At 57.6% G+C, this 12,297-nt stretch carries 10 protein-coding genes; 7 read left to right on the forward strand and 3 right to left on the reverse strand.

What is annotated here, in order from left to right:
• Nucleotides 1–145: 145 nt before the first annotated feature.
• The gene (locus IEW58_RS01630; RefSeq protein ID WP_229658383.1) at nt 146–607 is read right to left on the reverse strand and encodes a hypothetical protein; all 462 of its coding nucleotides are present in this window, start codon (nt 605–607) and stop codon (nt 146–148) included.
• Nucleotides 608–871: 264 nt separating this feature from the next.
• Between IEW58_RS01630 and IEW58_RS01635 the strand changes: the two genes are divergently transcribed.
• Both IEW58_RS01635 and IEW58_RS01640 read left to right on the forward strand, forming a co-directional pair.
• Nucleotides 872–2,245 carry a DUF4365 domain-containing protein gene (locus tag IEW58_RS01635; protein ID WP_229658384.1) on the forward strand — a complete coding sequence of 458 codons (1,374 nt, stop codon included), beginning with the start codon at nt 872–874 and terminating at the stop codon, nt 2,243–2,245.
• Nucleotides 2,242–3,702 (forward strand): argonaute/piwi family protein, encoded by a 1,461-nt coding sequence (locus IEW58_RS01640; RefSeq protein WP_188643537.1) that lies wholly within the window; start codon nt 2,242–2,244, stop codon nt 3,700–3,702. Before IEW58_RS01635 ends, IEW58_RS01640 begins: the two co-directional genes overlap by 4 nt.
• 163 nt (nt 3,703–3,865) lie before the next feature.
• Here the strand turns inward: IEW58_RS01640 and IEW58_RS01645 are convergent, their stop codons facing one another.
• A complete protein-coding gene (locus IEW58_RS01645) occupies nt 3,866–4,309 on the reverse strand; it encodes a hypothetical protein (protein ID WP_188643538.1) in 444 nt (147 codons plus the stop codon).
• A 263-nt stretch (nt 4,310–4,572) separates the two neighbouring features.
• A complete protein-coding gene (locus IEW58_RS01650; protein WP_188643539.1) occupies nt 4,573–5,724 on the reverse strand; it encodes a hypothetical protein in 1,152 nt (383 codons plus the stop codon).
• A 588-nt stretch (nt 5,725–6,312) separates the two neighbouring features.
• On the opposite strand from IEW58_RS01650, the gene IEW58_RS01655 reads away from it, so the two are divergent.
• The 5 genes from IEW58_RS01655 to IEW58_RS01675 all read left to right on the forward strand — a co-directional run bounded on the left by IEW58_RS01655 (nt 6,313) and on the right by IEW58_RS01675 (nt 12,155).
• A complete protein-coding gene (locus IEW58_RS01655; protein ID WP_188643540.1) occupies nt 6,313–7,857 on the forward strand; it encodes a class I adenylate-forming enzyme family protein in 1,545 nt (514 codons plus the stop codon).
• 48 nt (nt 7,858–7,905) lie between these two features.
• Nucleotides 7,906–8,700: an enoyl-CoA hydratase/isomerase family protein gene (locus tag IEW58_RS01660; protein ID WP_188643541.1), complete on the forward strand. Its 795-nt coding sequence runs from the start codon at nt 7,906–7,908 to the stop codon at nt 8,698–8,700.
• On the forward strand, nt 8,690–9,976 hold the full coding sequence (locus tag IEW58_RS01665) for a thiolase family protein (protein WP_373284695.1): 1,287 nt from the start codon (nt 8,690–8,692) through the stop codon (nt 9,974–9,976). The genes IEW58_RS01660 and IEW58_RS01665 overlap by 11 nt, the downstream gene beginning before the upstream one ends.
• A 32-nt stretch (nt 9,977–10,008) precedes the next feature.
• On the forward strand, nt 10,009–11,154 hold the full coding sequence (locus IEW58_RS01670) for an acyl-CoA dehydrogenase family protein (protein ID WP_188643542.1): 1,146 nt from the start codon (nt 10,009–10,011) through the stop codon (nt 11,152–11,154).
• A gap of 98 nt (nt 11,155–11,252) precedes the next feature.
• On the forward strand, nt 11,253–12,155 hold the full coding sequence (locus IEW58_RS01675; protein ID WP_188643543.1) for an SDR family oxidoreductase: 903 nt from the start codon (nt 11,253–11,255) through the stop codon (nt 12,153–12,155).
• Nucleotides 12,156–12,297 lie beyond the last annotated feature (142 nt).

A 12,297-nucleotide genomic window follows, 5' to 3' on the forward strand; every position in this document is an offset into this window, starting at 1 on the left:
GCTCGCTCCGAGCGCCATTGACACTGTGTTCCGTCCGCCATGGTTCGTGTGGCAAGCGCCTGGAAAGTCGATAAATCGCCAGCGCCGGTTCTTATTCCGTCATGGCGAAGGTGGGCGGCGTTGCGCCCACCTTCGAGGTTGCCTGTTAGGCCGACATCTTCGCCCTGGGCTTGAAGTTCGCCCGACGTGCATCGCGCGCAGCTGTAAGCTGCGGGTCCAACTCACCAGCGTTCGTTGCGTCGATAATCGAGCTGATGATAACTGGCACCTCGGCCAGTCCATCGACAGCGATCGCGTTCATTCCCTTCGCCAGTTCAAGGGGGCGATTGCCGTGACGAAGCTGGAAAAACATCTTTCCGCTGCCATCGGTGAACCAGCCCTTTCGCACCTGCCGCGGCGCGTCGACGCGGACCTTCTCGCCCGCCTCATTCGTGCGCGTCACCTTGCGCGTGGCGGTGAACCGCGTTCCCGCGATTTCCGCCTCAGCGAGCGCCTTTTGCTCGTTAAGGTAGCAGAGCAGCTTGTCGCGGAAGCCGAATTCGGACGCGCCCGGATTGGCCGGGGCGGCAGCGGCGAGCTTAAGGGTCTTGAGAATGGACACGAGCATTTCTCCTTGTCGGTTGCTGACAAGGAAATCGGTAATGCCGCGCATGCAGAGAGCGACCGAAGACTTCCATCCAAACTGGCCCGGCTGTCGTTGAACGCTGGTCAACAAGAGCAGACCGTCGAGCCGAGTGCCTGGTCGATTGCCGTGCGGGGTTTGTTCACTCGATCATCAGATCGGGACAAATCCGCAAGTTGTCCACCGTCACTCACGATTTCCCCGCCTTAGGGCCGGGGATCACCCTAGCTTGGAACCAAGCACGAACATATGCTCATCACTGAAGAGGCGGGCATGAAGAAGATTGGACGTAGCGACATCATCGGCCAGCGAGGAATGGCACACATCGAGGGTGTCGTGCTCTCGATGGGCTTCATGTTTTATCCAACGGGCGGCGTCGAGGCTGGCATCGATGGTTTTGTCGAACTGAGAGACGTTGAAACCAGCGAAGTCGGCAACCTCTTGATCCAAGTTCAAGGGAAGGCGACGGAGAAGGACCGGCTTCCCGGCGAGACGGACGAAACCTTCGATTGGCCCTGCTCGGACGCGGATATAGCGTACTGGACCCAAGGCACTGCGCCGGTACTCCTAGTGGTAGTGCATCTGAAGAGTGGCAAGGCCTACTGGAAGTCGCTCAACGAATGGTTCGCTGATCCGGAGCGCGCAAAGAGCCGTAAGGTCGAGTTCCACAAGAAGACGGACGAGTTCACGGCGGATGCAAAGGCTGCCGTTACGGGGGTGGCGCTATCGATGCGCCCCGGCGCATCTAGCCCGAGTGTCCGGATCCACGAGCAGGTGCTTATTAATCTCGTCAGCGTAGGCTTCGCCTCCAGCCTGTATTGGGCGCCGACGCAGCACTCGTCGGATAAGTCATTCGGCGCTGCACTGCGAGAGCTAGATCCGCGCGCAGGGTCCGAATGGATCGTACGATCGAAGTCGGTTCTGTCCTTCCACGACTTGGACCAGTGGCCTTGGAACAAGCTCTGCGAAGCGGAAGCCATGGAGGAGTTCGATGTTGATGAGTGGTCCGACAGCGGTGACGAGGATCGGCAGCGGGACTTCGTGGCTCTGCTCAATCGCGCCATCGGTGAGTTCGTAAGACCTGACCTATATCGCGACCGCGATACGGGCGTGTTCTATTTCCGAAAGCCCCGCGATCGAGACACTCTGAACTTCGCGTATCGGAGCCTACAGAATACGACCACCCGCCGAGTAGTGGGCCGATACGGTAAGCGGAAGGCAGATCCGACGCAGGCCGCTTACTACCGTCATTCTGCCTTTCAGCACCGGTTCGTGCGATTGGGTGGACAATGGTTTGCCGAGGTGACGCCTACCTATCATTTCACGCGCAACGGCAAGGATGAGGACGCCTGGGCAGGCGAGCATCTCAAGAAGATCAAAGAACTCGAGAACAACGCCGCAGTGATGGGGCAGTTCGTGATGTGGCGCGACTTCCTCGTCACGCATGGCGCGGGCGACTTGTTAGACGAGCAGTATCCATTCGTTTCGTTCGCTGAGGTGGACCCCTTGGAGCTTGACGTTGGGGTCCCCGATGATCTCTGGAAGTCGCAAGAGACCGATCCATCGTCTCCGCTCTTCGAATTTGGTCTTTCGGACGAGAAGAGTGCGGAGGCGGCGGAGTGAAACTAACCCACCTTAAGGAGCCTCCGCTCGAGTTCGGCGGCGCATTCCGTCACCCCGATATCCGTTTTGGTCTAATGGACCACGGCCCTTTTGACGTCGGCATGGAAGGAGCGCCTAAGCGCATTAAGCTGGGCATTGTCGGCAGCGCGGAGACGGTGGAGGGAACGGCCCGCTGGGTGGAGCAATGTGCGACTGGTTTTCCGTCGAAGGAAAGTCGCCAGCCGAATCTATTCCCCCCATTCCCGGGCACAGGATTTGAAGAGACATTCCGGTGCGAGTTCGTCACTCCTGACGAACTCCAGTCTGTGTTGCCGCCTAAGGAAATCGCACGGCTCGTTGCAATACCCGGGCAACACGAAATGACGCGCGCAGTCGTACAGGCCATTGCCGACGAGATTGGGGTTCTGGCCGAGCGAACGACAAGGCCAGACGTAGTCTTGGTCGCACTGCCAATCGAGATTATCGAACGCACTTACAACGCGCGAGACGTGGCCGGCGGGGCAGAGGCGGATGAGGCCGCGGTGGCAACAACCGGCGCCGATCTAGATCTCCGGGCCATGCTAAAGGCCGCCTGCATGCGTCTTCGGCTACCGATCCAGCTTCTGTGGCCGACAACTTTCGATGCAAGCTATAAGATTCCGCGCAAACTCAAGGAGGCCAGCGACAGACGGACGCAGGACCCTGCGACAATCGCATGGAATTTGCTTACCGCGACATACTACAAGGCGGGCGGCTTGCCTTGGCGGCTTGCTCGTGACGCGAGGCAGCTACGCACCTCATTTGTCGGGCTAAGCTTCTACCGGTCCATCGACGGCGAGCACATCCACACCAGCACCGCGCAAATGTTTGACGAACGCGGAGAGGGGCTCATCCTACGGGGTGGCCGCATGGTGGAGAGCGAAGAGGACCGGAAGCCGCACCTGACGGCGGAAGATGCATATTTGCTCCTACGCGATTCACTGGGAGTTTTCCGCGGACAGCACGGTCACTACCCAGCCCGTGTGGTCCTGCATAAGACTTCGCGGTTCGACCGGAACGAGCTCCACGGCTTTCACAAGGCAATAGACGAGCGTGACATCGACTACGCCGACTTCGTGTGGATCCAGAAGTCTATGACCCGGCTATACCGCACTGGCGTGTATCCTCCTCTCCGAGGCAGCCTCTTGCGCTTCGATAAGGATCAGGCGCTTCTCTACACGCGAGGGAGCGTCGAATTCTTCCGCACCTATCCAGGTATGTACGTGCCCCGACCGCTGATGCTTCGTTGTCAGGCGTTGGGTCAGCCTCTCCAGCACATCGCGGAGGAGACGCTTGCTCTCACCAAGATGAACTGGAACAACACTCAGTTCGACAATGGCCTGCCGATCACTATCGCCGCGGCGAAGCATGTCGGCGAGGTGTTGAAATACGTCGGAGAAGAGCAGGAGATTGCTCCAAGGTACAGCTTCTACATGTAGCCAATTTCTTGGCCCAGCCTCAATGTCATAAAACGTTTCGTTCGCGCATCCATCCACGCGCACTTGAACGACGCAAATGGCTGCAAACCAATTACAAGGTCCACAACTTTTCAGCATCAGCTAGCGCGGTTCGCCGCGTGTCGGTTCTGCCCGACAACGGCAGCTAGTTTCCCTGGAAATTGGCAAACTTGACGTTGATGTAGAGTTTGCCTTCAATTTCCGAATTCGGTCGAATTGTGAAGCTCGCATCGTAGCGATACGACCGACCGGACGGAATGTCAGCGCCGAGCGTGTCCTCATCTTGTGCAAGGAAATAGCAGCTATCCCAACCGGCCGTGTGGGTGTTGTGTCCGGCTGGGCAGTCAAAGCCCTCAACAACGACGTCGAAGTCGCTGACGTCCCTGTCGCTGTGGTTTGTGATCAATGCTGCAACGGTTATGGAGGGAACGGAACCCCGCCAGTTGAGGTCGCTTATCTCCATATCGCTAGCCGAAATGTCTTCTTCCCACAGGTTTCGCCAAAGGGCCATAACACCCATCACCAGCGCAAACATGAGCAGCACGGCGCCCACGAGGATCGTCTTCAACAGCTTTGCGAACTCGTCCATTGTTGCCCCCGACTACTTTCAGGAAGCGTGGCCCAAGTCCTTAATCCCTCAACATAAATATCGGGCAACCTCAACTACCAGGAGATCGGCATGCCAGTGCTTGCCTTTTGTCACCCCCGCAGACTCACCAAGCGCGAAATCGCGGAGCATGTCGAGCGCATTATGGTCGCGCTCCGCCGCATGACAGCGGAGCGGGCCGAAAAATAATTCTTCCGCCGGGACCGCAGATTGTGGCCCATAATCCGGTCTGAACCTACCCGCATTTACGCGGCGAGCCTGACGCTGCCTTTGTGGGTTGGCCCCTTTGGTTTTGTCTGCGTCACCGGGTTTAGCGAGATTGTTAGGTCGCTGTCGTCAACCAAGACGATAACCGCTTCCGGAGTACAATCGTCCGCCCATACAAGAATCGCTACGCAATCCGGCAAGACTGGTTGCCTTATACCGTAGCAATCCCGGGCGCTATAGAGGGGCGACATGACATAGCGCTTGTCGGACGCGCTGTTTGAGCGGCTTTGAGCGCGCATCGTCTTGCCGATGGTTGCCTCAAACTGGCAAAGCCACTCGTTGGAGAATGTCGTTCTCATCTTATCTTCAGAGGTATCGGCAGTATTGAATACCAAGCTGTAGCGCTCGCCGTCGAACTCAAGAACGGCGCTTGGTGGTCGTTGGGGATCGTTTCGGAAGTAACTCACGACGGCGCGATTTGAGCTGGGTCGCCGAGCGGACTTGTCATGAGATTTGTTCCCCATGTCCGATGTGGATGGGAGCACATCATTCGCAGGAGCCGACGGCATGGCGATGTTCATGGGGTCGATCGCCCCAGAGGGGCAGGTCATGTCAGCTCCATGATTACGTTTCGTTCCGTTTCGTTTCGTTAGGCTCCGTGAACCCGCAGATTCCGCGGCTTCCAGCGCCGTTTCTGCAGGAAGTGTGTAGGAACTGGGCAGCATTGATGCAGAACCGTCATCAAAAGTGCGCAGCATTTCATTGAGAATGCGCTCTAGGTCGACGACGCGCGCCTTCAGGGCAGCAACCTCATCCATCAAATCCTGCTCAATTCCAGCGTCGACGCCGCGAGAGCTTGCAGCGCCAGCATGCTGAGCGAGCAGATCGCGCGCTGCCGGCATCTGGGTGCGCGTGAGCTTTATCGGTCCTTGCCAGTCAAAGTCCGTCTTGCCGAGACGGATGCGGATGTTGTCGATGAAAACGGCACGTTGCTTCTCGCTTAGGGCGTTGCCTTTCACCAGTGTCCCGAGGCAAGTGAGCATGATCCGCCGGGTGGTCTGGTCATTCCGTCCAGACCGATCACCGTCGAAAAGTCCATCCAGAATGCGGGACGCGTAAGTAATCCAACGGGGACTGTACCCGCTGGGGCTCTTTTTTTGTGTTTCGTTTTTCGTCTGTCTCGTAGCCATGAATATCTCCAAAGGAAAACCCGCTATGCAGGCTCGAATTGCATAGCGGGTTTAATTGTAACCTCTGGATTGAAGCTTCGAGTCCCGCTGCCAAAGCGGCAGTATCGAGCCCCACAGCTTCAATACTATTTATAGCGAGTCTTCCCCAGCTGCGTCACTATTCAAGTGCTGGCCGGACAGAGAAGGGGGGCGCAAAATAACCCGCTAGGTGTGCGTGCCTAGCGGGTCACCTGCTGCTAACATTGCGGTGACAGCCCCGCGCCAAGCGCAGCTTCGGAGCAGTTTCCACGCTCCTATTTATAATGAGACTTGATTGGGCTTGCAGTGTGATCGTCGCCGCCATGTTCGTCGGCCCAAGGTGGAGGGGCCGGCGTCACTTCGCGGAAGACCGCTCGCGACAGTGCCGAAGGTAGGTGTATGAACGCAGGGAATAGGTGCGCCCCGCATTGAATTTGACGACGTGACGCTTCTGACCAACTGTACTACCTCAAGACAACCCCAAAGTTTGCATGAGGAGAGGGCGATGTCGGCTCGCCGCGCAACACAACTGTTCTTTTGCTTGCGAACAGTACCCGCGGAGCAGGAGTGATGGAGGTCCGCACGCAGTTAAGGCGTGCCGCCTCTTATTTCTCGTCAGAGACGGCGCTTGTTCACGGCGATCGGCGTCTCACTTTCGCCGAGGCTTGGTCGCGTGGTGTCCGGCTTGCGAACGCGTTGGCTGATCGGGGGCTCATGCCCGGCGACCGCATTGCGACCCTTGAAACGAACTCGATCGAAGCGGTCGATATTCTTCTCGCCTCCGCAATCGGGAATTTCGTTCGCGTGCCACTCTATGCGCGCAACCGACGTGAATCTCACGAGCATATGATCAAGAGCACGGGCTGTAAGTTAGCCCTCGTAGATAGGTTGCTTGGTAGCGAAATAGAGGGGCTTGACGCGGAAATCGGATCGCTCAGACGCATCATCGTCCGCGACGACGGGTATGAAGGCTGGCTCGCATCGGCATCCGAAATTGATCCGGACCCCGCCGTTTCGCCTGACGATTACTGCGTCATCCGTCATACGGGCGGCACGACGGGCAAGCCGAAAGGCGTGGCTTATCGGCATCGTGCTTGGATGGCCATCTGTGCGGCATTTTTCGAACTAGGCCCTAACGTGAATCGCGGGGATGCTATCCTGCACGTCGGACCGTTGTCTCACGCGTCAGGGTTCATGTTCCTACCGGGATGGTACAGTGGCGCGCGGAATGTGATGGTCGATAGCTTCGATCCAGGATCATTTCTCGATATTCTCGCGCGAGAAGAGATAACCCACGGATTCGTCGCCCCGACCATCCTTAATGCTGTCGTCCACCATGAAGGCGCCAGCCGCCGTAGCTTTCCGAAACTGAAGTACCTGCTGTCCGCCTCCGCCCCGATTTCGGAATCAACCCTGCGCAAATCAGCGGATCTGTTCGGAGAGCATGTCCTGCATTCAGCCTACGGGCAGACGGAAATTCTTCCTGTCGCAGGAATGGGTCCCGACGCTTGGTTCTCGACGCTCGATGGCTCCAGCCCCATCAGTGCAGTGGGACGGCCAATGCCCCTGGTCGATGTAGAGATCCGTGATGAAGCCGGTACAGTTCTCGGGCCTGGCGAACCGGGCGAAATCGTAGCGCGCTACGAAGGTGTCCAGATGGATGGCTTCTGGGACGATCCGGAAGAAACTGCACGTCGAATGGTTGATGGGTGGATAAAGACCGGCGATATAGGAACACTCGACGCTAACGGGTTACTATACTTGCTGGACCGAAGCAATGACATGATCGTGTCGGGTGGCTTCAATATCTACCCTAATGAAATCGAAAACGTGATTGCGGAACATCCGCATGTGATCGAAGTGGCAGTATTTGGAATTCCGCACAAGAAATGGGGAGAAACTCCCCTTGCGATGGTGCGGCTTACGCAGGATGCCACTGTTACCGAGGCTGACATCATTGAATTGGTGCGCACCCGTCTGGGCTCCACCAAAAAGCCAAGTCGTGTTGAGTTCACGCTCGATCCGTTGCCACTAAGTAACGTCGGCAAAGTGCTGCGCTCGAAGTTGCGCGAACCATATTGGGCAGGGCATGACCATCGCGTCGCAGGCGCATGAGTCGCCCTGTTTATCCTCAAGAATGCGGTCCTCGTCTGGAAACTAAATATGCCGTATGAAAATATTCTGGTCGATCAGCGGGGGGCTGCGCGCTGGATAACGCTTAACCGGCCCCTTTCACTTAATAGCCTCTCGTTGGCACTCGCGGAAGATCTCCACCACGCCTTTGCGGCCGCCGAAACCGATGAGGCGGTCCGCGCATGTGTTATTACCGGCGCGGGGCGGGCGTTCTGCGCTGGCGCTGATCTTGTAGCAGTCAGTAACGGGGTGGGCGACGGAGCTCTGGCCGGAAATCTGAACGAATTTCTTTCGCGGCTTGGCGAAACCTTGAATCGCATCGAAGCATCACGGCTGCCCGTCATCGCGGCCGTAAATGGGCTCGCCGTGGCGGGAGGGCTCGAACTCGTGCTCTGCTGCGACCTGGTAGTGGCGGTGCGCACTGCAAACTTCGGCGATGCCCACGCGAACTACGGGTTGCTCCCGGGTGGTGGTGGTTCGGTCCGCCTTCCAAGGAAAATCGGTGTGCCGCGAGCAGCCTATCTCATGTTGACCGGGAAAACAGTTTCATCGGCAGACATGAAGGACGCCGGTCTCGTTGCGGAACTTACCGAGCCTGACGAACTCGAGCCTCGCGCACAAGCCTTGGCAGAGATGCTTGCTGAAAAAAGTAGGCCGGGGCTCGCATATATAAAGGAAATGATCCGTGCAGGGCAGGACATGTCAGCAGAAGAAGGTCTCCGTAGCGAACTCGAGACTATGAACGCCTACGCCTCCTCGACGGACCTATTTGAAGGTCTCAGCGCTTTCCGTGAAAAACGGAAGCCCCGCTTTCTTGATCGGTAAGGTCGAGCGCTGCACCAATGAAAGAACGGAACATGAAGTGAATGACGTTTTCATCATTGGCGTCGGTATGACTCGGTTTGGCAAGCAGCTCGATAAGAGCCTGAAGGAGCTTTGCGCCGAGGCGACCGCGCTCGCTCTTTCCGATGCCGGCTGCGTCGCGGACGATGTCGAGGCTTTGTTTTTCGGCAATTGCGTCCAGGGGCATATGGAGGGTCAACACATGATCCGTGGCGAAGTCGTGGCGCGCGCAATGGGTTTCAGCGGAGTCCCAGTGATAAACGTTGAGAACGCCTGCGCCACGGCGGCCACGGCCTTGCACATGGCAGCCTCCTATGTGCAGTCGGGCGCCGCGGACATCGTCCTGGCGCTTGGCGCGGAAAAGATGTTCTCAATTGATAAAGTACAGATGTTTAGCGCCTTCGACGGCGCTTGGGACGTACATGAAGTCGATGCGTCCCGAACAAGACTGTTAGCGATGGGACAGGGCGTCTCGATTCCCGAAGGAACCACGACCGCCCAACCATATAGCGTCTTTATGGACGTGTACGCTGGGATGGCGCGCGCGCACATGGAGAAGTATGGGTCGACCCAAGCGCAAATCGCGGCGGTCTCGGCGAAAAACCACATCCATTCGGTGCACAACGAACTCGCACAGTATCGATCGCCCTATACGGTCGAGAGCGTGCTCGCGGCACCGCCCATTGTCTTCCCGTTCACTCTGCCGATGTGTTCACCAATCAGCGACGGCGCTGCAGCGTCCATCGTTTGCAACGCTGCAGGATTGCGTAAGCTTAGCGGATCGCGCGAACGAGCGCTGAGAATCTTGGCATCAGAGATCAGGACGGGATCTGATCGAGATGCTGGCGACTATGATCACCATGTCACCAAGCTTGCGGCCGTGCAGGCTTACGAGGCTGCTGGCGTGGGTCCCAAGGACATCGACGTGGCCGAAGTTCACGACGCGACAGCGGTGGGGGAGATAATCGAAATAGAGGCGCTCGGGCTCGTGCAAGCGGGTGAAGGGGGAGTGGCCGCCGAGCGCGGTGAAACCGCACTCGGGGGCCGGATTCCAGTGAACCCGTCTGGAGGCCTTGAATGCAAGGGTCACCCTATTGGGGCAACGGGGCTCGGCCAAATCTATGAACTGGCACTCCAGCTACGCGGCGAGGCGGGAGCGCGTCAGGTTCCCAATGTGCGGATCGCGATCGCGGAAAACGGCGGCGGAGTCATCGGCATCGAGGAGGCGGTTGTCGCTGTCACGATCCTCGGCCGCTAACGCTTCCACAACAGTTAAATCAGGGTACTCAGATGAACTTCGATCTGTCGGACGAACAACGCATGGTGGTGGACAGCGTTCGCCGTTATCTCGACGATAAACTCGAGCCCGAAATTCGAGCGCACGGGGAACAATTCATACCTAAGCCGCTGATGCAGACATGGACGAAAGCGCTCACTGAGTACGGCCATATCACAGCCCCCCATCCGACCGAGGATGGAGGGCTCGGCATGGGATGGCTCACGCATCTACTGATCTTCGAGGAAATTGCGTACTCGTCGCTGGACGTTGCAATTCCCGGCTTCATCAACGCGGTCGCCGCCGAGCTCCTGCGGCGCGTTGGATCAGAAAAGATCAAGCAACGCTATTTAACAGGTATCCTCGCCGGCGAGACCTTTGTTTCAATGGGTGTATCGGAGCCCGATGTAGGGTCCGATGTCGCAGCGGTAAAAACACGCGCGGTGCGCGACGGCGATCACTGGGTGATCAACGGTGAGAAAACTTGGATAACCAACGGCGTCTATTCAGACATTCTAATCTGCACCTGCAAGACTGACGACCATCAGATCAGCCACATCCTGATAGACCGAGACGAAAGCGGTTATGAGGTCCGTGATATCCAGAAGATGGCCCTCAATGGCCAGTCGACTGCCCAAATCTTTCTCACCGATTGCCGAGTACCGGTCGCCAATACCTTGGGGGAAGTGGGCGACGGCGTTCGCAACACGCTTAAAGTATTCGAGATAGCACGCTGCCATATGGCCATGTGGAGCATAGGCATCGCGCGGCGCGCTTTACATGAAGCCATCGTGTATGCGCGTGAGCGGACTCAGCACGGGAAGAAGATCGCCGGTCACCAGCTCATCGCGGAGAAGATCGCGACGATGGCGACGAGGATTGATGCGGCACGCTTGCTCACTTACCGTGCCATCGCGCTCGTCGACTCCGGTGAGCGCGCCGAAAGTGAATGTTCGATGGCCAAATGGTACGCCACCGAGATGGCAATCGACGCGACCCGGAACGCGCTCCAAATTCACGGCGGTAACGGGGTAACCAAGGACTTTATCGTCGAGCGGCTGGTTCGCGAAGCTATCATCTGTCCAATTCCAGACGGCACGACGGAAATTCAGAAGCTTATAATTTCACGCGCCGTCACTGGTGTCCCAGCCTTTCGCTAACGAGGGGCAAGGAGCGAAATCGAGAAATCGTTGAACTTTGTTGAGCCGAAAAGATCGACCACGCCAGCGAAGTGCAAGACAAAAGGACAACAGACCAAATGGATCAGACGCTTCGTTACGATGGGCGCGTGGTGATCGTCACCGGCGCAGGCGGCGGCCTGGGTAGACAACACGCATTGATGTTCGCGTCGCGTGGAGCCAAGGTCGTCGTCAACGACCTAGGGGGTGACGCAAAGGGGTGCGGCGCATCTGCTGCCGCGGCGGACAGCGTCGTTGAAGAAATCCGCGCACTCGGCGGGGAAGCTGTGGCAAGCCGGACGTCGGTCGAAGATGGTCCGGGGATCGTGCAGACGGCAATCGAGGCTTTTGGCACCGTAGATGTGGTAATTAATAACGCTGGCATCCTTCGCGATGTGTCATTTCACAAAATGACAGACGAAGACTGGTCGCTCGTCCAGCGGGTTCACTTGAACGGTACTCGGTCGGTCACTCAAGCGGCGTGGCCGATCTTACGCGATAAGTGTTACGGCCGGATTGTAATGACCACATCTGCCGCGGCGATTTACGGAAACTTCGGGCAAGCAAACTACGCAGCGGCCAAGCTTGGCATCTTAGGGTTGGCCAACGCCCTTGCAGAAGAGGGGCGTTCGAAAAACATACTCGTCAACACGATCGCCCCGGCTGCGGCGTCGCGATTGACGGAGACTGCATCCTTCGCGGACTTCATGAATAATCTTCGACCAGAAGCTGTTAGCCCACTTGTGGGGTGGTTAGCGCATGAGAGGTACAACGACACCAAGGGTCTCTTTGAAGTAGGCGCGGGTTATATTGCACAACTGCGCTGGGAGCGTTCGCAGGGGCATTGTTTCGGAGCAGCTCGACAGTTCACCGTCGACGACGTAGCGGAGCGATGGGAATCGATCGTTGATTTCAGCAGTCCTGAGCATCCTTCGACATTAGCGGAAAGTCTGACGGCTATCTCGCGCGCGCTGAGCGTATGATCCGCCTGATTTCCGCACCCTATCCTCGAGCGGTCGGCGCCTGAGATCGATGAGACGCAGGAATGAATAGGCCGCACTTTGAATTGGACCACCTTACCCGTCACCCCCAGAGTGTGTGGACATAAAAGCACATGGGAGGGTT

This window comes from Tsuneonella deserti (assembly GCF_014644315.1).
GTDB lineage: Bacteria > Pseudomonadota > Alphaproteobacteria > Sphingomonadales > Sphingomonadaceae > Tsuneonella > Tsuneonella deserti.